This window comes from uncultured Tateyamaria sp. (assembly GCF_947503415.1).
In the GTDB taxonomy this organism is placed as follows: Bacteria; Pseudomonadota; Alphaproteobacteria; order Rhodobacterales; family Rhodobacteraceae; genus Tateyamaria.
Map to the genome: position 1 here is coordinate 127,939 of NZ_CANNDS010000005.1, position 25,006 is coordinate 152,944.

Genomic DNA, 25,006 nt, shown 5'->3' on the forward strand with positions numbered 1-25,006 from the left:
GTCAGGACCGCTCCTCTGCATCCGTATCGTCACCAAACGTCGCCATCAGTCGGGCGAAATCATCCTCGTGCATGCGTGCCGCGGGGAAGCTGTCGACCGAGAAGGTGGCGTGCTGATGGGCGCGGGTGGCCTCGACCAGCGCTTCGAGTTCTTCCAGCATCATGTCTGCGAAATCCTGGATCGAAGCTGCATCGTATTGCTTGTCGCTGTAGACCCAGGTGAACCCCAGCCGTCCAAAAGACACCGCCCCGTCGACTTCGATCAGGTGGCGCCGTTCGGCCTGTGGTGCACGCATCGCGCCCATGTCTTCGGGCGCTGCCCGAATGGTGCCGTCTTCCTGACCGCCAAACTGACCAAGGTAGTTGAAGCTGATGTCGCGCATCGGCAGATCGTCAAGTTTGCCCCGAATGTCGGCATTGTCAGACAGGTAACGCAGCACGCCAAAGCCCGCGCCGCGATCCGGGATGGCATCCAACTGATCTTGGACCCGGATCAGGGTGTCCGCGACGGGTTCATCTGCATCCACATCCAGCGCCACGGGGAAGATCGAGGTGAACCACCCGACGGTGCGCGACAGGTCCATGCCCGGATCGACCAACTCGCGGCCATGACCTTCGAGGTCGAAATACGCGACAGGCACTTCGCCCCAACGCACCATCGCGCGCGAGAACGCGGTCAGAAGCGCGTCGTTGATCCGGGTCTGGAACACTTGCGGCACTTCGGTCAGCACGGCACGTGAGAGGTCGTCGGAAAGCTCGACCCGTATTTCGGACGCGTCACCTTCGGTGTTGGACCCTTCGCGGTCGATGGGCAGGAACGCGTCGTCGTTCGGCGGCACCGACGCCCAATACGCGGCTTGCGCCGTCATGTCAGCCGCTTGCGCACGCTTGTGCATGGCGCTGGTAAATGCTGCAAGGGACGTCGTCTTGGCGGGCAGGGTGATCGCTGCCCCCTCGACCACCTGTTGGTAGCCCTGCCACAATTGTTCGAACAGGATGCGCCATGACACGCCATCGACCACGAGGTGATGTGCGCAGATCAGCAAACGGGCCGGGCGTCCCGGACCCATGTCGAACAGAACGACGCGCAAAAGTGGACCATCGGCCAGATCAAGCGACGCCTGCATCTCGGCACAGGCGCTTTCCAGTTCGCGCGTCTGTGCGGCCCCCCAATACATGCTCAGGTCGATCCATTCGATCCCGTCCTCGTCGCTCAGATCAGCGTGGTGTGCGGTCCAGCCCGTGTCGCCGTTTTTGAAACGGAGCCGCAGCGCGTCATGGTGCAACAGGAGCGCACGCACCGAAGCATCCAGCGCCTCGGCATCAAGCTCTGGCGGGACTTGCAGCAGGAAGGATTGGTTGAAGTGGTGTGGGGCAGGAGACGCGTTGTCGAACATCCACGCTTGCGCCGGCGTCAATAGACAGGGGCCTGTGACAACGCTTTGGTCGATGCGGTCCAGCGGCGTCTCTTGCGCAATCGCGGCCAGTTCCGCGATGGTCTGGTTTTCGAACAGCTGCTGGGCCGTGAACAGGATGCCTTCGGTCTTGGCGCGCGAAACGATCTGGATGCTGAGGATGGAATCCCCGCCCAGTTCAAAGAAATTATCCAGCACACCGACCTGATCCAGTCCGAGAACATCGCCCCAGACCCATGCCAGGGTTTTTTCGATATCCGATGTGGCCAAGGCCAGTTCTGCGGTGGTCGCAAGTGCCCGTTCACGCACCGGTGCGGGCAGTGCCTTGCGATCCAGCTTACCATTCCGGGTGAGCGGCAACGCTTCCATCACGACGTAGTGCGAAGGTTGCATATAGGTGGGCAGGTGTTCGGTGGCGGCCAAGCGCAGTGCTGGAACCAACGCCTCGGCCACCAGTGCGTGAACCGGATTGTTGGCGTATGCCGTCCAGTCCGGTTCGGTGGACGGCGCTGGCGCCAATGGTGGAATTACAGAGGTGCCGGCGGCGAAGTGCAACGTACAGCAGGCCGGATTTTCATCCGACGGAACAATGGCCAATGACAGCCCGAGCCTCTCTGCCATGTCGTGCAGTTCGTCGGGCATCGGCGCGTCTGCGGCGAGCAAAGCCTGCACGTTATCGGCTGAGATCGTGTCATCCCCGTCGCGCACGGCAGCCCAGACCGCAGCAATGCCCGAGACCCTGCCGTTGGGTACGTTCGTGACCGTGACCGGGGCGCTGTCCGACGTCAGGTGCGCCTCCAATGTACCGAGGGTCAGACCGTCCTGTTCCCAATCCATGCGCGGCTGATTGTCGTTGATAAGCTCGCATTCCCCGATGTGCAGAACAACATCATAGCGGAATTGCGACAGCTCGTTTTCCGCATCGCCGCGTTTCCATTGAATATCCGCCGCCGCGATACGGGGGTGGTGACTTGCCAGCAATCGGAAGAACGCAGGATCGACAAGCAGCTCCCGTTCGATCTGGACGCCGTCCAAAACCCGACGGGAAATGTCGGCGCAGTCGATGTCACCTTCATGGCGGGCCAGTTGGATGGCAGTGTGAAAATCTTCGACCAAAGGCAGGCTGCGCAGATCACCCAAAAAGACCTGCCCTTGGGTCGGGATCGCCGCGATGGCTTGATCCAGCACGTCCTTGAGATAGGCAATGCTCGGGAAATACTGGACAACGGAATTCAGCAGCACGGTGTCGAATTCATCGCTCCGCTGATCCCCCAATGCGTCAGCGGGTGCCGCGTGCAGATCGCATTTGTCCGCCAGACCTGCCTTGGTCATTCCGCTTTGAAGAGTGTCGATCACGGGGGCCGACACGTCGGTGCCGCGGTAGTATTCGGCGCGTTCTGCCAGCGGATAGGCCATCATCCCGGTGCCACAGCCAATTTCGAGCACACGTTTGGGATCGCACGCGCCGATCCGCGCCAGCGTTGCATCCAGCCAGACACGCATCTCGTCCGCCGGGATCGGCTGGCCGGTGTAACTTGATTGCCAGCCGGTGATATCAAACCCACGTTCGACATCATCGGGATTGGCATAAAGGTCATCGTAGAGCGCGCGCCAATGCGCGACCGCGTCTGACTGCCCGGTTTCAAGGGCGGTGTTGCCGGTGTCTTTTTGCGGCGTAACGTAAGCCACAAGTTGAGCGCTTGGCCCCATATCCTTGCGCGCGAGCACTGCCACGTCAGCCACATCCGAGTGTGCGGCCAGCACAGCCTCAATCTCCTGCGGCTCAATGCGGAACCCGCGTACCTTGACCTGCCGGTCCTTGCGTCCGAGCAGTTCGATCGTTCCGGTGTCGTCATAGCGTGCCAGATCGCCGGTCCGGTACATCCGCGCGCCGCTGCCCTTGAAGGGATTGGGCACGAAGGCGTCGGCGGTCCGGCTGGGGTCGCCAAGATAGCCCCGCGCCAGGCCGTCACCGGCCACGCACAACTCTCCGGCAACGCCAATCGGTGCGAGATGGCCAAAGTCGTCCACGATATAGGCACTGGTGCCATGGATCGGACGCCCAATGGGGATTGTGGCGCAACCGCCCGGCATATCGTTGATCGCATAGCAGCAGCTGAAGGTCGTGTTTTCGGTGGGCCCGTAGCCATTGATTAACCGGCAGTCCGGGAAACGGTCCAAAAACGCTTCGGTATGGCGCGTCGACAGCACGTCACCCCCGGCCAACACTTGCCGCACGCCGGACAGGGCGTCGAGGTTGTTGTCGACGATCTGATGAAACAGCCCCGCGGTGAGCCACAGCATTGAGACATCGTGCGTGCGGATGCTGTCGGCCAGTGCGTCGAGATCGATCTTTCCGGGGGGATGAATGGCCAGCCGTCCACCGTTGAGCAAGGGCGCCCAGACTTCGAGGGTGGAGGCGTCAAACGTCATGGGCGCGAGCAGCAGCGTCGTCTCATCAGGGCCCATCCGGCAATAGTCTGGGTCGCAGGCAAGCCGCAGAACGGCCTTTTGCGGGACGGCCACGCCTTTGGGAACCCCGGTCGAGCCGGAGGTATACATGATGTAGGCAAGGCGGTCGCCAGCATCCGCGGGAACAACGGGTGGAATGTCCGCAGCCTTTGGTTTCTTGCGCAGATCGCAGGGGATGCGTTTCAGTCCAAGGGCCTTGAACCGCTGCGCCACATCCGTCCCGCCCACCGCATGCACGGCCTTTGCGGTGCCGATCATATGCTGCAACCGTGCGTCCGGTTCTTCCATGTCGAGGGGCAGATAGGCACCTCCCGCCAGAAGAATGCCGAGTTGCGCCACGATTGTCTGTCGCGTCCGCACTGCTGGGACAACCACCACGGTTTCCGTCCCTATTCCGGCCTTTCGCAGGCGATGCGCGAGGGCAATGGCGTGGTCCCGCAAACCGGCATAGGTCAGTTCCCCATCGTCGTCAGCCACGGCCACCGCGTCCGGGGTCGCATCGGCCTGAGACAGGAACCGGTCGGCGATGGAGCCTTGAGGGCTGACCGTTTCGTCTTCACGGCCCCACTCGGCGATCTTCAGGCGTTCGGGACCACGGACCAGGGGCATTGCGTCGACCGGCATGTCCGGCGCGCGGGTCATCTCCTCGAAAACCGCCAGCAAGTAGCTGGAGAGCCGTGCGATCCGGTCGGGTTTGAACAGGTCTGTGCTGTACTCAAACGCCCCCGTTAGCCCATCCGGCGTCTCTCGAAATTCGACACGCAGATCGAATTTCACCGTGGATCGTTCAACCTCGACCAATCCCAGGTCGCTATGCTTCTGTGGGTTGGAGGCCCCCTGGTCGGCATGCAATTGAAAGATCACCTGAAACAGAGGGTTTGAGGCGAGATCGCGGTCGGGTTGCAGGTCTTCGACCAATTTTTCGAACGGCAGGTCCTGATGGTCATATGCTTCAAGCGCGCGGGTGCGGACGCGTTTTAGAACATCGCGGAAACTTGGCGAACCGGACAGATCGTTGCGCATGACAAGCGTGTTCACAAAGAACCCGATCAACGGCTCCAATTCTTTGCGGGTGCGGTTGGCGATCGGCGTGCCAATGGATATGTCCTCTTGCCCGGTGATCCGGTGCAGCAGGCATTTGAACCCTGCCAGCAATGTCATGAACAGGGTGGCGCCTTCGCGTTTGCCCAGAATTTCCAACCTATTGGTGAGGTCGGCGGGCACCTTGAACGCGTGCCGCGCGCCGCGGTAGCTGAACACGGGCGGGCGCGGGAAATCGGCTGGCAGGTCCAACGGTGTGAGGTCATCCAGTCGGGTGCGCCAGTAGTCCAGTTGTTTCTCGATCAATCCGCCGCTCAACCAGTCCCGTTGCCAGGCGGCGTAGTCGGAATATTGAATTGGCAGCTCTGGCAAGTTGATCGGTTGGCCCATCGCCAGATTGGCGTAGATCGTCGACAATTCGTGCGAGAATACCGACGACGACCAGCCATCGCATACGATGTGATGCATCGAGATGAGGAAGACCCATTCGCTTGGCTGCAGCTTCAGCAACGTTGTGCGCAGCAGCGGTCCCGTCGCCAGATCGAATGCGGTGTGTGCATCTTCGGTGGCACGTCGCAGGATTTCGGACTGTTGTGCGTCGCTGTCCAGATGCGTCAGATCGTGAACGGGCAGGGGGATCAGAACCTCGTCTGCGACATGGGCCACGGGTTGCCCGTTCCGCTCGTGCAAGGTGGTGCGCAACACCGCGTGGCGGGCGACAATGGTGTTGATCGCCTGTTGCAGCACCTCTGGCTGAACAATGGCTTGAAATCTGAGCGCTGAGCTTTCGGTGTACGACGCATTGCCCGGTGCAAGCTGGTCCAGTACCCACAGGCGCTGCTGGGCAAAGGACAGGGTGATTGGCGCATCGGCGGGCTGTTTTGCAATCGCCGTCTCAGCCTGCTTTTTTACCTTGCCCAGTTTCTTTCCTGCAAGCCTTGCACGCAGGAGCGCTTGGGTATCGGGAGCGGCGTTGCCTTTGGTGCAGGAGGAGGCTGGCGCGGTCTCTGTATCGGCGTCCACTGCTTCATAGTCACTCAGAAAGGCGGCTTCGGATTTGTTTTCGGAATTTGTCATGATCCAAGTCCCCCCTACGATTTCTCATCCAGCAGCGTCTGCGCCTCTGCACCGCTCAGCGCCTCGATCTCGGCCAGAAGGATGCGCTCGACCTCTGCCGCCATGGTGCGAAGTGTGGGGAAGAGGAAGACGGCCGTGAGGGGCAGTTCGATGTCGAATTGCTCGCGCATCGCGGTCACAAGGCGGGTGGCCAGAAGTGAATGACCACCAACGTCAAAGAAGTTGTCCTGCGCATCGATGTTCGCCCGGTTGAGCAGGTCGGACCAAAGCGCTGCCAGCGCGATTTCGGTGTCCGTCTCAGGTGGCGATGCAATGGCGGCACGTCGGTCGGACGGCGCGTGTTCTGCAAGTGCTTTTCGGTCCAATTTGCCGTTGGGTAGATGCGGCAAGGCATCAAGTACTGTGACATTTGCGGGGATCATCGGGGCTGGCAGACGCTCAGTCAGAAATTGCCGCACAACGTTCGGGTCCAAAGCGTCACTTCCGCCTTTTGCGGTGATCCAAGCATCGAGGCGACCGCCTGCATCGTCCAAGGTCATCGTGACAACGGCCTCATTTACCCCCGGGTGGTCCTGTAGGGTCGCCTCAACCTCACCGATCTCGACGCGGTGGCCACGGATTTTGACCTGATGATCCGCGCGTCCGACAAAGGCCAAGGCGCCATCGGGCAGCAGACGCACCAGATCGCCGGTTGCAAACAAGCGCGCGCCTGCGGTGTCGGAAAACGGATCGGGGACAAAACGGTCCGCCGTCATGCCCGGCTGATGCAGATACCCGCGTGCCAGATTTGCCCCGCCAGCATAAAGCTGCCCAATAGCGCCCGGCGGGACCGGTCGCATGTTCTTGTCCAGCACATAGGTCTGCGCGTTGTCGATTGGCTGGCCAATCGGGGCGTCATCGCCGTCTGTGAGGTAAAGCGGCTGCGTGGCGGTCACGTCACCAGCAACTTCGGAGGAGCCATAGAGATTGATCAGTTGCAGCCGCGATGCTGTGCGCGTCAGTCGATGGGACAAATCGGCGGGCAATCGTTCGCCGCTGGTGAAGAGCCGCGTGAGATCGGGCAGGGCACCGTCGAAATCAGTGTTCCAGTCAAGCATCTCGCGCAGGAGCGACGGAACCACCAGCAATCGGCTGACCTTGTGCTTTGCAAGCGCATCCTTGAGCGCGGCAGGATCGCGGGTTTGCGCGTCATCAAGGATCACCGACGGCACACCGGCCAGCAGCGGACCAAACGTCTCCCAAATGGAATCGACAAAGGCGATGGCCGTTTTCAGACAGCAGGTTTCGTCAGCCCCAAACGGGTATTCGCGCCACATCCAGTTGAACCGGTTCATGGCTGCGACATGTGTCCCCATAACGCCCTTGGGACGCCCCGTGGAACCTGACGTATAGATCACGTAAGCCAGCCCGAGTGGGAGCGCCCGCGATGGCATCAAGTCGCAGTTCGGCAAGGGGTCTTGATCCAACAAGAGCGCATCGTCCACGCCGGTTCGGGAAAGATGGTCCTGCGTTGTCACCACAAGCTTTGCGGCGCTGTCCTCAATGACATAGCGGATGCGCGCGCTGGGATAGCCCGGGTCGATGGGCACATATGCGGCGCCTATGTGCATCGTGGCCAGCATCGCGGCGACGCAGTCCGGCGAGCGGTCCAGACAGAGGACAACCCTATCGCCAGACGTGACCCCGCGCGCGGCCAATGCACCCGCGATTTGAGCCATGCGGGCGCGTAACTCTGAATAAGTGACACGCGTGCCGTCCACGATCAGCGCACACGCATCAGGCGCGGTTTCGCACCGCCCAATGAAGGCATCAGGCAAAGTGGTTGGGCCCGTGTGCGCAACGTCGCGACCCTTGGCCACGCTCAGAACCGCATTCAGTTCATCCGGGCGCATCATGTTGATGTCCGACAGCTTGCGGCCCGGTGCAGTGACCGCATTGCCCAGAAATTGCGTGAAATGGTCAAAGAGCCGGTTCACCGTTTTCTCTTGGAACAACTCGGTGCTGTACTCGATCCGACCTTTCAGACCCTTCTGTCCGCTCCACAGATGTACGGATAGATCAAGGATCGCGGCGCCTTTGTCGACGCCGATGGTCTCCACATCTGCCTGCGCTGCATCTGCAGTCTGGTCATGTGGTGTGAAAAGCTGGAACAGAACCTGAAACAGCGGATTGCGGCCCAGATCACGGTCTGGATCTAGCTTTTCAACGATGCGCTCAAATGGCGTATCTTGACGCTCAAATGCGGCTATGGCGGTCTTTCTGACGCGCGCAACCAGATCGCTGAATGTCGGATCGCCGGAGACATCGATGCGCAAAACGACGGTGTTAAGGAACAGCCCGATCAAGGGTTCGACTTCGGATCGTGACCGCCCTGCGACAGGCGTGCCAATCACAACTTCGTCTTGCCCACTGTGCCGCGCAAGAACCGCTGCAAAGGCCGCCAGTGTGACCATGAATTGCGTCGCGGCCTCGCGTTTGGCAAGCATTTGCGACCCAGCGGACGCGTTTGCTGGTATTTCCCGGTCGATATGCGCGCCCTCAAAACCCAAGACCCGGGGCCGGGGGTGATCCAGCGGCAAGGCGAGGTTGGGCAGGTCAGAAAGGTGTTTCAGCCAGTAGGACAGCGCAGGATCATCATCGCTGGCCAGCATGTTCTGCTGCCACGTGGCATAATCTGCGTATTGGATCGGCAGGGGGTGCGGATCGAAGGGTTGGCCGGTCATCAAAGACCGAACAGCGTCGCTGGTTTCCCGGCTCAGAACACGCATCGACCACCCGTCCGAGATGATGTGGTGCACCGCCATTGCGAGGATGTCACCCTGATCCGTGCCCCGGATAAAGTGAAAGCGCAGCAAGGGAGGTTGGCTCAGATCGAAGGGGCGCGACGCTATGCTATGCAACAGTTGCGCCGTCTGAACGGGGCGTTCCTCTGCCGTCAGGTGGCCAAGATCGGTGATCTCAACAGGTATGGTCATGTCCGGCATGACGACCTGAACCGCTCCTTCCCCTTTTTCGACGAACCGCGTGCGCAACAGGTCATGGCGCGCAACCACCATGTTGATCGCCTGTTCTAGAATGGCCGGATCAATAGTTCCGGCCGGAAGAGGCAAGGCGAGGCTTTCGATGTAGAATGGATTTCCGGGTGCCAACCGGTCGAGAAACCAGAAACGTTGCTGCGAAAAGGACAAAGGTGCCGGTCCGTCATCGATGCGCCTTGGGATCGTGCTTGGCTTGACGGGTTGCCGCGCTGCGGTGTCCGCCTCAAGCAGTTTGCGCATCAAGGCCTTGCGGCGGTCGATTCCGCCCACAACATTCATGCGACGGTCCCCGCGTCGACGCCCAGTGCCGCGTCGATTTCAGCTTCGGACATTTGCGATATGCGGACGAACAATTCGGCTGTGGCTTCCAGATCGTCATCGGCAGCCTCGGCAAGCCCTTCGGCAAAGCTGCGCACGGTGGGCCTTTCAAACAGGGTGCGCAATGCCACATCCGTTTCGAGGGTTTCGCGCAACTTGTTGATCAGCTGAACCGCAATCAGGGAGTGCCCGCCCAACTCGGTAAAGAAGTCATCGTCGATCCCGATGTGACCTGTGTCCAGCACTTCGGCCCACAGGATCGACAGTGCTTCCTCCAATGGATTGCGTGGCGCTACATAGCCCTGCTGGGACATGTTGCGGTCGTGTTCGGACAGTGCCAGAGCACGCCGGTCCAGCTTGCCATTTGCGGTCAGGGGTAACGCATCACGTTGGGAGAAAAACGCAGGCACCATATGGGCTGGCAGCACGTCGTTCAGATGGGCGGCAACACGTCCTGACAGATCGCGGAACCGGACAGTCGCCAGCGGGTCATTCGCATGGTTGCGATAGGCTGCATCGCCGGTTGCGAGGTTGGCCGGGGGCGGATCGTCTGGCGGCGTGACGCCCGCGCGCCAGAACAGCGCCTCGATCCGGTCAGGTTGATCAGGGGCGTAACGGACACGCGCCTCCAACCCCAGACGTTCGGCCATCTGACAGAAATCTTCTGGATCCATAGCCGCGTTTTTGGCTTCCATCGCGGTGGCGAGCGCCTCGTGCAGCGGTTTTTGTGCGGACCCGTTTCGGATCAGACCATTCAGGCGCACCTCGGCAGCGACCCGTGCGTTGGGAATATTGATGATCTCGATGCAATCGGCATCCGCCCCCTGCAAATGCGCCTCAAGCCGACCGGCATCCAACGCATCCGTCAGCCAATCCAAACGCGTCGGTTCAACATGCGTGTCAGCGGATCCTACCTGCAAGGTCACATCATAGCGGAACTTGCCCAGTTCATTGTCATATCCACCGCGTTTACATGCACTTTGTATCCCGCTGATCTCAGGCACCTCCTTGGCAAGAGCGTGGAAAAAGGCGCTGTCCAGAACCAGCTCTTTCTCAAGGGCGGCTTCGCGGTGGATCAGATGCAAAAGCTCTGCGCCGGTGGCACTGTCCGGCAGTGCGCTTTTGGCAATGGACAGGTGAAAGGCCCCCAATAGATCAAGGCTGCGGACATCGCCGACAAAGATTGCCCCGCCCGGTCGCAACAGTCGGGCGGCCTTGCGTATGACATCCGCCAAGTAGTCGGCGCTCGGGAAATACTGGACCACCGAATTGAGAACGACTGTATCGAAGGACTGGGGTTCAAACTCCTCCAGTTCATCCGCGCGGCGTTGTAGCACTTCGCCATTTCCTGCCAGCCCCAAAGCGTCCAGGTTCTGGCGCAATTCTTCGACCACGGGGGCCGAGAAATCGGTGGCGATATAGTGTTCGACCTCGGGTGCCAGTTGCGTCAGCAACAGACCCGTCCCGCACCCAATTTCGAGCAGCCGCTTAGGTTTCAGTGCGCGGATGCGGGCGACTGTGGTGTCGCGCCAGATGGCCATTTCCGCCTCGCTGATGTTCTGACCGGAATAGCTGCTGGTCCACCCCACTGTGTTGAAACTGAGGTCGGCGACCTCGTCGTCCTGCCCGTAGATGCCTTCGTAAATGCTTTCCCATTGATCGACATGCTGGGTTGTCAGCGGGTCCGTGTCGTCGCCTTGCGCACCGTCCGCGGGAACGATGGCTGCGATCAGGGATGAGGCATCGCTGCCAGCGGTGAAAACTGCGCAGTCGGATACGCCGGCTGTGTCACGAATGCGCGCCTCGATGTCCCCCAACTCCATCCTGAAGCCGCGCAACTTGATCTGGGTATCGTTCCTGCCTTGATAGATCAGCGCGCCGTCCGCACGGCGCAGTGCCAGATCGCGGGTTCTATACATCCGCGCACCCGAAATGTCGGAGAAAGGATCGGGTATGAAGGCCGCCGCCGTATCAACCGGGCGATCATGGTAGCCGCGGGCGAGGTTCGCGCCACTGACCCAAACCTCACCTACAACGCCGACAGGGACGGGGGCCAGGTCGTCATCAAGCACGTAGAGTGCCGTGTTTTCGATCGGATGTCCGATAGGCACGCCGAACGGTTCGGGCGTGCCGTCCGTCTGGGCGGTGGCGACCTGAATGGTTGTTTCTGTGGGGCCGTAGAGGTTGACGATATCCAGTTCGAGCGACGCGACAACCTGGGCACGCAAGTCTTCTGGCAAGGGCTCTCCACCGGAAAAGAATTGCTTGAGACATGTGCAGGCATAAAAGCCCGGCTCCTTGAGCATGAGCCGCAGCAGCGACGGTACGGTCTGAACGACCGTGACATTGTGATCGGAAATGCAACGTACGATCAATTCGGGATCGCGCTGTGCCTCGGGTGGCAAAAGGACCAGAGTGCCGCCGGACATGAGCGGGGCAAACACCTCCCAAATCGAGGCGTCAAAACACGCGGCCGTGCGCTGAAGCACACGGGTGTCGCGGTCAAAACCGAACTCAGCCACCATCCAGCGCATGTGGTTCGAAAGGGCCGAATGCGGGACCGTAACGCCCTTGGGCACCCCGGTCGAGCCGGAGGTGTAGATCACATACGCAGCGCATTCCGAATGCATCGGACCCGGCGGCGGTGGTCCGTCAAGAACCTCAAGCGGTTCATCCAGCACGACAATCTGCGTCCCGTCGCGCAAGACGGACTTGGCAAAATCGACATGCGCCCGTTGGGTGAGCATCACATCAAGCTGGCTGTCTTCAGCGATGCGTTTGAGGTGATCGGACGGATAGGAGGTGTCCAGCGATACGAAAGCAGCACCCGCCGCCATTGTCGCCAACTGGCCGATGACAAGCTCGGGCGAGCGGTCCAGCAGGAGGCCGACGCGCCCTTCGGGTCCGACACCTGCAGCCTGAAGATGGCGCGCCAGATTTTCCCAACGCGCGCGCATTTCGGCATAAGTGATGGTTGTGTCGCCCAACTCCAGCGCAACGGCCTCAGGGCTCTGCTGCACGTGCGCGGCAATCTCGTCCAGAACATGGGATGGGCTGTCGGGCATGTCGGTTTGAGGCCCCAACTCATGGACGTCGATGATGTCCCAATCCGCCTCCGCACACAGCGGCAACCAAGAGATCGGCGTGTCAGGGCTGTCTGCGGCCGCCTCAAGCAACACCATGAACTCGTCTGCGATCCGCGCGATGGTGTCTGCCTCGAAAAGATCCGTCGAATACTCGATCATCCCGCGATAGGTGTCCGCCGAGTCGAGCAGCGTGAACGCCATGTCAAAGATCGCGCTGCCGCGATGCACCTGAGGCCCCGCAGCGCCTTCGCCGGACTGCCCGAGGGTCGGGGCGTTGACCAATTGAAAGGTGATCTGGAACAAGGGGTTGCGGCTTGGATCGCGGCTTGGGTTGATCTCTTCCACCAGCCGTTCGAAGGGCAATTCCTGATGCTGGTAGGCGTCCAGACAGGTGTCGCGCACCCGTTCAAGCAGCGTAGCAAAGCTGGGGTCGCCGGTCGCGTCGATCCGGAAGACAAGCGAGTTCACGAAAAAGCCGATCAGCTCTTCTATCTCGGGCTGGGTCCGTCCTGCGATCGGGGCCCCGATGGCCAGATCGTCCTGCCCCGAACGGCGCGCCATCACGACGGCGAACGCGGCCAGCAGCACCATGAACGGCGTGGCACCCGAGGGGCGCCCGGCTGCGCGGACAGCTGCGCTGAGCTTTGGACCCAAATCAATCAGATGCGCCGCCCCCTTGAAGCTGGCGGTGTCTGGGCGCGGTTTGTCGGTTGGCAGATCCAGCTGCGGCAACCCGCTCAGTTTATCCCGCCAATAGTCCAACTCACCTTCGAGTTCAGTGCCCTGAAATGTCTCACGCTGCCACACCGAGTAATCGGCATATTGGACCTCAAGCTCTGGCAGAGGGTCAGCCTGCCCAAGTGAAAAGGCCTGATACAGCGCGGTCAATTCGCGTGCCAGAATGCCCATCGACCACCCGTCAGAGACGATATGGTGCATCGACAACAGCAAAACGCTGTCGGCTGGTCCGCGCGTTATGACTGAACAGCGGATCAACGGCCCGGTGCGCAGGTTGAAAACCTTGACGGCATCGGCACCCGCCAGCTCTGCGGTGCGCGTTTCCTGCTCCTGTGGGCTCAAGTGCGAAATATCGATCTCTTCAATGCCAAGCGGCATCGTCTCGCGCACGATCTGCGCAGGTTCACCGTCGATCTCGTCAAAAACCGTGCGCAGGGATTCCTGGCGCTGGATAATCGCGTTGAGCGCACGTTCCAGAACGGGAATGTTAAGCTGCGCCTGAATGGGGATGGCCAACGGGATGTTGTAAAACGGGTTGCCCGGAGCCATGCGATCCAGCAACCAGAGGCGTTGCTGCGCGAAGGACAGCGGAAAAACGTACTCGGTGCTCTCGCTCATTGGGCATTTCCCTTTGCGTCCCGCAAGAGATCACGCAAGGCACTCCCGATGGGCCGCCCAAGGCCCGATACCGGATCCCATCCATCGGAGGCCCAGTAACTGCCATTGGAACCGATTGTGACGTCTTCGAAGGCGGTCTGCCGATCCTTTGCTTGGTAGATAAGTGGATTGATGTATCCCGCCGCAGTGCCGAGGGATTCGTTGATGCGCGCCATCATCGCGGCGAACAGGGGGGCAACCGCACTGGTGCCGCCGATCACGGTGGTTTTGCCATGAACCTGCAGCAGGTATCCCGTGGACGGGTTTGCATTTCCGGCCATGTCGGGAACACCACGCCCGTCGCCGCCGCCTGCTCTTGCCGTGAAAGGCACTGTTTCTTCCGACTGCCAAGCGGGCCGTGGAAACAGCTTGCTGAAACCACCCCCCGTCGCCTGCCCAAAGGTTGCAAATGTGTTCCAAACCGTTTCGTCCAGCGTAGCATCCCCAAATGAGCTGAGCGTCGTCCCACCGCAACCAATGGCCAGCGGACTTGAGGCGGGATAGTCGACCCACAGCTGCCCATCGTGAAGCGTGGTTGCGGAGCCATAGTCGCCCGCCGAGCAGAGGATTGTCACACCAAGTGCGGCCGCCGTTTCAAAGAGGTCCTCGAGATGCCGAACGTGCATTGGGGAGCCCAGCCAGAAACCCTCGGATAAATCCCAACTGATGGACAGCACGCTGGGCCGCGCATCCTTGTCATAAAGGGCGGCCTGAACGGCCTCGACAAAGCCGCGGGCATGCAGGGGGGCGAAGTACACTACGAGCTTGGCACCGGGCGCGGCGCCCGCAATCACCTGAATGTCCAGCGCGACCTCTGCATCGTAGGGTTCGATGAGACCGGGCGCATTTGCGCCGCCCGCGACTTCGACATCGCGAATGTCAACGTCCGGCAATCCGAGAAACGCGAGGTAGGCATCAAGGTCCGACTTGAGGTATCCGCCGCCCAGTTCGACGATCCCTATGCATTGGCCTGAACCATCTGTGTCTTCGGGGAAATCATACAGTTCGGCAATTTGCGGTGCGGTCTTTATCCCGGTCCGTTCGATCGCAGCCAGCAAATGAGATTGCGCCGTTTGCTGGGCAGACTGGGCCAGCGTATCGCCGTGTTCGGCAATCACAGCGGTCGCGGCTTCGTTTGCACGCTTGAGGGGCTCGGCCATTTTGCGACCGTAAGCGTTCATCGCGGCAAGCGAGTTGGATGCTCCCATTTCCTGCATCAAGGCCTCATGGGTCTTTTGCAGGGTCTTTATGTCTTCGTGTGCTGCAAGATCGTCGTTGATGGACGTCAGGGCATTCGCCGTCTGCGTGTTGATATCGGACTGCATCCGCTGTGAGGCATCCGCGTTGGCTTGGTCGATCTGGTCAGAACCCGCACGGGCTGGCTGATGGCGCGTGATCGACACAGGGCGTTCATCCAGACCGGTGATTGCGATAATGCTGTCGGCCAGATCTTCGGGGACCTGCAAGCCGCCGACATAGCTGCGATGCAGTGACCCTGCTTGCGTGAAGATCAAAAGGGTGGTGCGGAACGCAGCAGCGAATTGAACGGCCAAACCTTCCACAATGATCGAGCGTTTGCCGAGGTCGGTGCTTTGTACCGTCAGCCCGAACGGCGCGAGATAGGCGATGATTGCTTCGGCGTCCGCCGGGTCCGCGCCATAGTCTTTCTCAATATCCTCGATGCTGAGGTACGTACGCTCACCCGGCGGGAGTGCGCCAAGCGCTTGTGGATCGGGAAACGGCTTTGCATTACCGCGACGGCGCAGCAAAATGCTGACCTCGTATTGCTGTGTCGCCGGCACCATACCGACAGGCTTGCACGACGGATGCGCAGCATGATGGCTGCCATCCAACATGACAAATTGTTGTTCAGACATGTGAAAACCCCCCGGCAATCGCAGAGTAAAATCGCAAAGCGATACTCATTACGAAATCGAAGAGGTTACTCCGACGGTGGGAACAACCCCTGGCTTAGCACCGCTGCAGAAGCCATGCCCTGAATGACCAAGGACAAGGTTGCCGGCGGCAAATCGTCCCCGGATGCTTTGTTCAGCACGTCCCGCAGCGTATCAATGTATTGAAAATATTGGTCCTGACCGTGGCTTTGCGCCTCTTCCATCAGGTCTTGGCAATCAGTCATGTAGTCTTGAGTCGCGGTATCTGAGTGTTCGGTCATGTGTGACGACATTTCACTCATCAACTCGACGTAGGATTTCTGTGCGTCGGCAATGCGGGTCGCGTCTTGCGACGCCACTGCATCCAGCACCTTCTGATAGGCGGCCGCGAGACCACCGTCTTCGTCCTGCGGCGCTGCCGTCATCAGAGCGGCGTAGTATTTTTGCGTGTGCTCCGATTGGCGTTCTTGCAGCGATGTCGCGATATTTGTCAGGCTTTGTGCCAGCGCTTGCACCGCTTCGTTCGACGCGCGAATGATCTCGTCGGCGGTCCCTTCCGGCTGTGCATTGGCTTGCGGTTTCTTTGCTTTTTCGCCGTTTTCCGACCTGGACGTTTTGCGAATACGACGTGATGTTGGCTTTTTATCTGCCATCTGAAAATTCCTTAAAAAGTGTTAACGACGTACCAGATCACGGGGATTCTCGCAATACGAGAGAGCGGTCAGCCTATGTCGTAGGCAAACTCTGGCTCAACAACCGGGAGGATTTCGGGAGTCTGAAATGCAGATGGCACGGTCAGCGTCAACGAGTTGCTCTTCGCGATCTCGCCAAGGAGATTTCGCGGCAACCGCTTCCTTTCGCACTGATTTTTTTGGGTGTTTTTCAGAGGAGGCGACCGCCATTGACGGTCGGCTTGGCACTTAAGTCACTCCAATGGTGGGCTAAGATAGCGGAGAGCTATTCATGTCCAAACACAGGCAAAAGTGCTGTCGAAAAATGCTCCAAAGTGACGCCTTGCGAGAGGCTTTCACCCTTCACAATCGACGTCAGACGGCTAGGGATCTTCCGGCGTGAAGATGATAGAAAGGTGGCGGACCATAGAGGATTCGAACCTCTGGCCTCTGCCTTCGGAGGGCAGCGCTCTATCCAGCTGAGCTAATGGTCCACTGGGGCGCGGTATAGCGGTGCCATCCGCGCCCTGCAATTGCAAATCGTAAGGCGCAGGTGCCCTGCGCCCCGCACGTCAAAGCGAGATACGGAATTGTGCAAATCCGTCGGGACCGTCGCCTGCCGGGGCGATGTCCACGCCTTTGACGTCGTCGATATAGTCCGCCGCTTTGGGGCCAGTTTCGAACAGCACCGTAGTGTCGTCGAGCGGGGCAAAGGACCAGTTGGCGTCGGCGCGCGGGCTGATCATACCTTGTTCAACGATGTAGCGCACGATCACGTCGCGGTTGGTGTCCGGCGCTTCGAATACGACCGTATCACCTTTGGCACCGGGGAAGTTGCCGCCGCCGCCTGCGCGGTAATTGTTGGTCGCGATGATAAACTGTGCTTTGGGATCAATGGGTTCTCCGTTGAACTTCAAGTCCACAATGCGGTTGGCATCTGCATTGATCAGCTCGCCCTTGGGGTCGAATTTCGAGGGCTGGCTGAGGTCGATCTGGTAGGTCACCCCGTCCATCACGTCGAAATTGTAGCTGGGGAAGTCGGGGTTCAGAAGCGGTGCGTCGGTGCTGCCCGGTTCCACTTGGTTGAACATGCCGGCCGAGCGTTCGAGCCAATCCTTGACCTCCGCCCCGGTGACCAGAACGGCGCGGGCCGTGTTGGGGTAGAGGTACAGGTCGGAGACATTCTTGATCGCCACGTCGCCCTTGGGCACGTCCGTGAAGTATTCCGGGCCGCCGCGGCCACCGGCTTTGAACGGGGCGGCGGCGGACAGGATTGGCAGCCCTTCGTATTCGGTGCCTTGCATCATCTGGGCGATGTACCAGCTTTGCGCGATCGACACGATCTGGACCGAGGGGTCGTCGGCCACGAGCGCGAAGTAGCTGTGCAGCGGCGCGTCGGTCTTGCCGACGGCGCGGCGGACGTAGGCCAGCGTGGCGTCATGTTCAGCTTGCACGCTGTCGAGTACGGCTTGCTGGTCTTCGACCAAAGCTGTGACGGAGCGGTCTTCATTGCGTTTGGAGATGGGGCGCGCTTCGGAGCCGTGGCCGGTAATGCGCCAACTTGACCCGTCGCGTTCGAGCATGAGGTCGATGACGCCGAGATGGGAGCCCCAGAAGCCGCCCATGGCCGCCGGTTTGCCGTGGATCGTGCCGTTTTCCACATCAACGGCGGGCATGTCGGCATAGGTGGGCGAGGGGAAGACCTGGTGGTGGTGGCCTGTCAGGATCGCGTCGATACCGTCAACAGCGGCGAGGGGGACAGAGGCGTTTTCCATGCCGTCGCTATGATCCGCCGCGCCGATGCCGGAGTGGCTGAGCGCGATGATGATGTCCGCGCCCTGTTCCTTCATCAGCGGCACGAGGGTCTTGGCGGTGTCCACGATGTCGCGGGCCTGCACGTTGCCTTCAAGGTGGCGGCGGTCCCAGTTCATGATCTGGGGCGGGACAAAGCCGATGAGGCCGACCTTGATTGGGTGGCTTTCACCCGCGCCGTCCGTAACCGTGTGGTCGAGGATCACGAAGGGGGGCACGAGGGTGGTGTCGGCGGCGGCGTCAGCGCCTTGTTCCTTGGACACGTTGGCGCAGACCACGGGGAAGTTGGCCCCCGCGAGCGACTTCATCAGGAAGTCGAGGCCGTAGTTAAACTCGTGATTGCCCAAGGTGGCTGCGTCAAATCCCACGGTGTTCATGGCGGTGATGATGGGGTGTTCGTCCCCTTCCTTCATGCCCCGTTCATAGGCGATGTAGTCGCCCATGGGGTTGCCCTGAAGGAAGTCGCCATTGTCGATGAGCATGGAATTCGTGGCTTCGGCCCGGATGCTTTCGATGATGGAGGCGGTGCGCGACAGGCCCACCGTGTCGCGGGGTTTGTCGGCGTAGTAGTCGTAGGGAAAGACGTGCACGTGCAGGTCGGTGGTTTCCATGATCCGCAGATGCGCTTGATTGGTGCTCGCACGCAGGCTGAACGGGTGCATTGCAGCAAATGTGGCGGTGGTCGCAAGAAAGGTGCGGCGTGAAATCAGATGTGTCATGAGGGTCCCCCGGGGTTGGTTCTGGCACTCACGTTAAGCGCGTATCGGCGGCGTGTCACAGTCTGATGTTGCTCCGGGCGAAAGATTGCGCACAATTTTTCTGTGTGGTTGGGAACCCGGCATGAGGTGTGGGGTTATCGAGGTGTTGTTTGTAGCAACAGTCCCAAACGGGTGGCGTGCTGTGTTCCCCCGGTGCACGCCACCCGACACAAAAAAGGGCGCCTCTGGCGCCCTAATCCTTTAGAGGTGTCGATAGGTTCAGCCGCCCCAGCTGCGCACGACGCCGCAGTCCATGTGGACGAAATTTGAGCCGGAATACTTCCCGACGCCGCCACCTCGGCATGCTTGTGCTGCACGTGCCATCTGGCTCACCGAACGTGTGGACAGACGCAAATCGGCGGCTTGACCCTTCATGTGCAAAGAATTCTTTGCAACGCCGCGGCTGCGAGACCGCAGCATCGCGTTTGTCTTGGGGCTGCGGTAGCCCGACAAAAGCATGTAGGGTTCGTCGACCTCAAGCAGATTGTGGGCTGCCGCCATAATGTCGACATTGCGCAGGTCCATCGATTTGACATCATCTGTGCGCCAGTCCCGCATGAAGTGGTTCACTTCCTTGACCGCGTCCTTGATGTAGTCGCCTTCGATCCAGTAGATCATGTCGATCCGCTCACCAGTTCGACCCGAGTACATGCGTAACCGGCGGATGTCGCCCGCGCCGCGCAAAAACCCTGCTGCGTTTGAGAAAGTTGGTGCCGCCGTCACTGCTGTTGCCGCGAATGCGCCAAGTACTGCCCGGCGGGTCATGCCCGTAGAGGTATTGTTCATTTCACTGCGCGTCCCGTACGCCTGCCTGACCGTGATGTTACACGGAGTTTGCTATCTCATCCCCAGATGCCACATTTCTATGCCATAGCTTGATTCGTTTACCAAGTGCTGAATCTGGTGAGCAGAACCTCGCAACCCATTTAGGCAAATTTTTGCGCAAAACCTGGCGCATGTGGCGCAAACGCCCTGAGGTGCTGCAAGGGCGCATCATGCGGGGCCTTCTTGATCCCCATATTGGAATGTGAATGGACAGTGTTTGCAGCCCTTTGGAATAAGGGGCGCCAACTGGCATACAAAAGTATAATAGGTGCGATATGACGGTAAAGATTACACGAGCTTGGATGGTTGCGTTGGCCATCGCGATGACTGCGTTTTTGGCAGGCCAGCCACAAACTGCTTCTGCGCAGGTCACAGCCTTCAAGCAGGCGGTGGCAGAAGCCGCGGCACGGGATGCAGATATCGCTGCGTTTTATAAGGCCAACAGCTATGACAGCTTGTGGACGGGTCGGTCGGGGCGCGAACGTCAGCGTCGTGTGGCCCTGTTCAAGGCGCTGTCCGACGCGGGCAATCACGGCTTGCCAGCAGCACGGTATGACGCGGCAGGATTGCAAGCCAAGATGAAGGCGGCCAAGACCCAGCGCGATCGCGGTCTGGTCGAGGTCGAGATGAGCCGCACCTTCCTGCAGTATTCCCGTGATTTGCAAACCGGCGTGCTGGTACCGTCCCGGATTGACCGCGCCATTGTGCGGCAGGTGCCTTACCGGGACCGCACATCCTATCTGGTGAATTTTTCGAAATCGTCGCCTTCCGGCTTCTTCAAAGCGCTCGCACCCAAGACCATGGAATACAACGCGCTCATGAAAGAAAAGCTGCGCATGGAGCGGCTGTTGGCCAAGGGCGGTTGGGGGCAGAAGGTGCCCGGCAACTCTCTGAAGCCCGGCCAGTCGGGTGACGCAGTTGCCATCATGCGCAATCGTTTGATCGCTATGGGGTTCCTCAAACGCACCAACACCCAGACCTATGACGCACAGGTTCAAGCCGCCGTTCAGCAGTTTCAACTGGCCCATGGCCTTGTCGCTGATGGTGTAGCCGGGCAGGGGACCATTGCGGAACTCAACAAGACCGTGCAGCAACGCCTGCAATCCATCATCGTCGCGATGGAACGTGAGCGGTGGGTCAATCAGGAACGTGGCAAGCGCCACATCCTTGTCAACATCCCGGACTTTACGGCCAAGGTAATCGACAACGGCAAACTGACGTTCCAGACCCGCTCTGTTGTGGGCGCCAACAAGGATGACCGCCCGACGCCCGAGTTTTCGGATGTGATGGAGTTCATGGTCGTCAATCCCAGCTGGTACGTGCCGCGGTCCATCGTGACCAAGGAATACCTGCCGGCGCTTAAGGCCAACCGCAACGCGGTGCGCCATATCGAGATCACGGACAGCCGGGGCCGCAAGGTGAACCGGGGTGCGGTGAATTTCAGCCAGTACACGGCCAAGACGTTCCCCTTTGCCATGCGTCAGCCGCCCAGCAAGGGCAACGCATTGGGGTTGGTGAAGTTCATGTTCCCGAACCCACACAACATCTATCTGCACGACACACCCGCCAAGAACCTGTTTGGCCGCGAAGTGCGCGCCTACAGCCATGGGTGCGTGCGTCTGGCTGATCCGTTCGACTTTGCCTACGCGCTGCTGGCCAAGCAGGAATCGAACCCGGAGCAGTATTTCCAATCAGTGCTGGCAACCGGCAAGGAAACCCGCGTTGATCTGAAATCGCCGGTGCCGGTGCATATCGTCTACCGCACAGCCTTCACAACGGCCAAAGGGCACACACAGTATCGCCGCGACATCTATGGACGTGACGCCAAGATTTGGGGCGCTCTGTCGAATGCAGGGGTGGCCCTGCGCGCCGTTCAGGGTTAATCCTGCGCCCCGAAGCAACAAGGGGCGCGGTACATGGGCTATTCACTGGCAGAGATTGCAGCATCGCTTGGGGCAGAGGTTCTGGGCGATGCATCTCTTGTGATTGAGGGTTTGGCCGAACCTGCGATGGCGGGGCCAAAGGATCTGGCGCTGGCCTCGAACGAGAAATACGCTGAGGCGTTGAAGGATGGGTCGGCGCAAGCAGCGCTCTTGTGGCCCGGTGCGGACTTCGCAGCCTTGGGTCTGAAAGGGGCCATCGTGCCCAATCGCCCGCGCTATGCCATGGCCGGTCTGACCAAGGCGATGGATCCCGGCCAGCACTGGCCCACGGGCATTCATGCCAGCGCTGTTGTGGATCCGAGTGCTGTGCTGGGAACGAACGTGTCTGTGGGGGCCTTCACCATCGTTGGGCCCGGGGCGCAGATTGGCGACAATTGCGTGATCGGCCCGCAATCCTATATCGGCGCACATGTGCAACTCGGGCCGGATGCGATGATCCGCGAGCAGGTGAGTATCGGAGCCTATGCCAAGATCGGCGCACGGTTCCGCGCACAGCCTGGTGCCCGGCTGGCCGGCGACGGCTTTTCCTACGTCACACCGCAGAAATCCGGGGTCGAAACGGCCCGAGAAAGTCTGGGCCATGCAAGTGCGCAAGACGACCAGTCTTGGGTGCGCATCCATTCATTGGGCTCCGTCCTGATCGGGGACGATGTTGAAGTGGGACCCAATTCCTGTGTCGACAGTGGCACCATTCGACCAACCCAAGTGGGGGACGGGACGAAGATCGACGATCTGGTGCAAGTCGCGCACAACGTGGTGGTGGGCAAGAACTGCCTGCTGTGCGGCCTTGTGGGCATCGCGGGCTCGACCGTGATTGGCAACAATGTGGTTTTGGGCGGTCAGGTCGGTGTGTCCGACAACATCAGCATTGGAGACAACGTGGTGGCAGGTGGTGCGTCGGTCATCCTGTCGAACGTGCCTGCGGGTCGGACGATCCTCGGATATCCGGCCACAAAGATGGATGCGCAGATCGACAGTTATAAGGCTCTGCGCCGCCTGCCGCGCGCCCTCAGGGACATTGCTGACCTTAAGAAAGCGGTTTCCAAGCCCGATGGCAGTGACTAAATCAGGCCCAAGTCAGGCAAGGGGGCGGACCGGATGAGCATCAAAGACAAGGTCATCGAGATCGTCGCAGAGCAAGCGGTGCTTGAGCCAGGTGACGTCGCGCTGGACAACACGCTGGAAGATCTGGGGATCGATAGCCTCGGGTTGGTCGAGAGCATTTTCGCCATCGAAGAAGAATTCGACATTCAGGTGCCCTTCAACGCCAACGAGCCCAAGGCGAGCGACTTTGACATCACAAGCGTGCAGTCGATCATTGCGGGCATCGAAAAGCTGATTTCAGAACAGAAAAACTGATGTACCGCGTCGTCATTACAGGTGCGGGCACAGTGAACGCCTTGGGCCATAATGTGCCCGAGACACTTGAGGCCATGCGTGAGGGGCGCTGTGGCATCGGAGATCTGGATTTTCAGGATGTAGACCGCCTGTCGATCCAGATCGGAGGGCAGGTGCGTGGGTTTGAGGCCGAAGGCCGGTACAACCGCCAGCAAATGAGCCTGTATGACCGCTTCACCCAGTTCACCCTTGCCGCAGCCAAGGAAGCGATTGAACAGTCCGGTTTGACCTTCTCTGGCGATCAGGCCGCCAAGTCCGGTGTGATCCTGGGCACTGCCGCGGGGGGCGTCAGCACGTGGGACCAGAATTACCGCCTTGTGTACGAAGAAGGAAAGAACCGCGTTCATCCCTTTGTCGTACCGAAGTTGATGAACAACGCCGCTGCAAGCCATGTGTCGATGGAGTTCAACCTTAAGGGCCCGTCCTTTACCGTGGCGACGGCCTGTGCATCCTCAAACCACGCCATGGCGCAGGCGTTCCAAATGGTGCGGTCAGGCATGGCGCCCGTCATGATCACGGGTGGGTCCGAAAGCATGTTGTGCTTTGGCGGGGTCAAGGCGTGGGAAGGGCTGCGTGTGATGTCGAAGGACGCGTGCCGCCCATTCTCGGCCAACCGCAATGGAATGGTTCAGGGCGAGGGGGCGGGTGTTTTTGTGTTCGAAGAATATGAACACGCACGCGCGCGCGGGGCCGAAATTCTGTGCGAGGTGGCGGGCTTTGCCATGTCGTCCGATGCAGGCGACATCGTGATGCCTTCCAAGAACGGGGCAGCACGGGCTATGGCCGGAGCATTGGCTGATGCAGGCGTGAATGCGGATCAGGTTGGTTACATCAATGCCCATGGCACGGGCACGGCGGCCAATGACAAGACGGAATGTGCAGCCGTAGCGGATGTGTTCGGACCGCATGCGGACAAGCTGATGATCTCGTCCACCAAGTCCATGCACGGGCATCTGATCGGGGGCACAGGTGCGGTCGAACTGTTGGCGTGCATCATGGCGTTGCGGGACGGGGTGATCGCACCCACGATTGGCTATGAAGAACCCGACCCCGAATGCGCGCTGGACGTGGTGCCCAATGAGGCGCGGGACGCCGATGTGGATGTGGTCCTGTCCAATGCCTTTGCGTTCGGCGGCATGAACGCGGTTCTGGCCTTGCGGAAGGTCTGACGAAAAAGCCGCCCCGATGTGTCGGAGCGGCTCTTTCCTACTTTAGAAGTTCTATCAGAATTGAGCGATGGACGTCTTGTCGAAAGAGGCGGTGAAACCGCTGAGCGACATGGTCAACTCGACTTTCTGATCCGGCGCCAAGGCCGGGACAATTGTCAGTTTCGCACTTGCACCGCGACGGAACTGCGCCACTTCCTCAGCGACCAGACCAACACGAGAATAACATCCGATCGAGTTGCAGAATGCGTAAGGGTAGCGACGGGCCTGTCCGCCATCCACTTCCATTGTCAACTGCTGTGGCAGGGATGTTTCCAAGGGCACGATGATGGTAGCCCCGGCGACAGCGCGCCCACCTTCCGGCAGGCGAAAGATCGAGATTTCCGCGATCGGTGTGCCTTCGCTGTCGGACATCAACTGGTACATCTGACAGGGATCTTCGCCATCCTCGGTCTTGATGCACCGCAGATCCCAAGCACCGTTGGTTTCTGCGGTATAAGTCTCTCCGACCTGCGGCAAGGACGCGTCTTCGCCAAGGCTCAACTGGTCTTCGATGGCGGTTCCCACATCGGGCGTTTCGGGGGTGTCTTCGGTTGTCGTATCCGTGGATTGGGCCATGACGCCAATTGGCATCAGCAGGGCCACGGAGAGGGCAATCAGGGACGTACGCATATCAATTCCGCTCTTGTTTCATTTG

Annotated in this window: 12 protein-coding genes and 1 tRNA gene; 4 read left to right on the forward strand and 9 right to left on the reverse strand. The window is 60.1% G+C overall.

What is annotated here, in order from left to right; genetic code table 11:
• Position 1 precedes the first annotated feature (1 nt).
• The 8 genes from Q1A32_RS21505 to Q1A32_RS21540 all read right to left on the reverse strand — a co-directional run bounded on the left by Q1A32_RS21505 (position 2) and on the right by Q1A32_RS21540 (position 19,742).
• On the reverse strand, positions 2–6,004 hold the full coding sequence (locus Q1A32_RS21505; RefSeq protein WP_299657848.1) for a non-ribosomal peptide synthetase: 6,003 nt from the start codon (positions 6,002–6,004) through the stop codon (positions 2–4).
• 14 nt (positions 6,005–6,018) lie between these two features.
• The gene (locus Q1A32_RS21510; RefSeq protein WP_299657850.1) at positions 6,019–9,321 is read right to left on the reverse strand and encodes an amino acid adenylation domain-containing protein; all 3,303 of its coding nucleotides are present in this window, start codon (positions 9,319–9,321) and stop codon (positions 6,019–6,021) included.
• Positions 9,318–13,802: an amino acid adenylation domain-containing protein gene (locus tag Q1A32_RS21515; RefSeq protein ID WP_299657853.1), complete on the reverse strand. Its 4,485-nt coding sequence runs from the start codon at positions 13,800–13,802 to the stop codon at positions 9,318–9,320. Before Q1A32_RS21515 ends, Q1A32_RS21510 begins: the two co-directional genes overlap by 4 nt.
• Entirely contained in the window at positions 13,799–15,718 is a 1,920-nt protein-coding gene (locus Q1A32_RS21520) for a protease pro-enzyme activation domain-containing protein (protein ID WP_299657855.1), read from the reverse strand. The genes Q1A32_RS21515 and Q1A32_RS21520 overlap by 4 nt, the downstream gene beginning before the upstream one ends.
• Before the next feature lie 65 nt (positions 15,719–15,783).
• Complete coding sequence (locus Q1A32_RS21525) at positions 15,784–16,389, reverse strand: hypothetical protein (protein ID WP_299657857.1); 606 nt, start codon at positions 16,387–16,389, stop codon at positions 15,784–15,786.
• Positions 16,390–16,824: 435 nt separating this feature from the next.
• Positions 16,825–16,901 (reverse strand) — tRNA-Arg (locus Q1A32_RS21530).
• A 78-nt stretch (positions 16,902–16,979) separates the two neighbouring features.
• Positions 16,980–18,938 (reverse strand): bifunctional 2',3'-cyclic-nucleotide 2'-phosphodiesterase/3'-nucleotidase, encoded by a 1,959-nt coding sequence (locus Q1A32_RS21535; RefSeq protein WP_299657859.1) that lies wholly within the window; start codon positions 18,936–18,938, stop codon positions 16,980–16,982.
• Between the two features lie 258 nt (positions 18,939–19,196).
• Positions 19,197–19,742, reverse strand: coding sequence for a DUF882 domain-containing protein (locus Q1A32_RS21540; RefSeq protein WP_299612661.1), 546 nt, complete (start codon positions 19,740–19,742; stop codon positions 19,197–19,199).
• Positions 19,743–20,104: 362 nt separating this feature from the next.
• Between Q1A32_RS21540 and Q1A32_RS21545 the strand changes: the two genes are divergently transcribed.
• The 4 genes from Q1A32_RS21545 to Q1A32_RS21560 are packed head-to-tail and all read left to right on the forward strand — an operon-like array spanning position 20,105 to position 24,312.
• Complete coding sequence (locus tag Q1A32_RS21545) at positions 20,105–21,685, forward strand: murein L,D-transpeptidase (RefSeq protein WP_299657861.1); 1,581 nt, start codon at positions 20,105–20,107, stop codon at positions 21,683–21,685.
• Positions 21,686–21,718: 33 nt separating this feature from the next.
• Positions 21,719–22,810 carry a UDP-3-O-(3-hydroxymyristoyl)glucosamine N-acyltransferase gene (gene lpxD, locus Q1A32_RS21550; RefSeq protein WP_299657863.1) on the forward strand — a complete coding sequence of 364 codons (1,092 nt, stop codon included), beginning with the start codon at positions 21,719–21,721 and terminating at the stop codon, positions 22,808–22,810.
• Between the two features lie 33 nt (positions 22,811–22,843).
• Positions 22,844–23,104 carry an acyl carrier protein gene (locus Q1A32_RS21555; protein ID WP_299657865.1) on the forward strand — a complete coding sequence of 87 codons (261 nt, stop codon included), beginning with the start codon at positions 22,844–22,846 and terminating at the stop codon, positions 23,102–23,104.
• Positions 23,104–24,312 carry a beta-ketoacyl synthase gene (locus Q1A32_RS21560; RefSeq protein ID WP_299612667.1) on the forward strand — a complete coding sequence of 403 codons (1,209 nt, stop codon included), beginning with the start codon at positions 23,104–23,106 and terminating at the stop codon, positions 24,310–24,312. The genes Q1A32_RS21555 and Q1A32_RS21560 overlap by 1 nt, the downstream gene beginning before the upstream one ends.
• Before the next feature lie 54 nt (positions 24,313–24,366).
• Here Q1A32_RS21560 and Q1A32_RS21565 read toward each other — a convergent pair whose 3' ends face one another.
• Positions 24,367–24,981, reverse strand: a complete 615-nt coding sequence (locus tag Q1A32_RS21565; RefSeq protein ID WP_299612670.1) for an invasion associated locus B family protein — start codon at positions 24,979–24,981, stop codon at positions 24,367–24,369.
• Between the last annotated feature and the right edge of the window lie 25 nt (positions 24,982–25,006).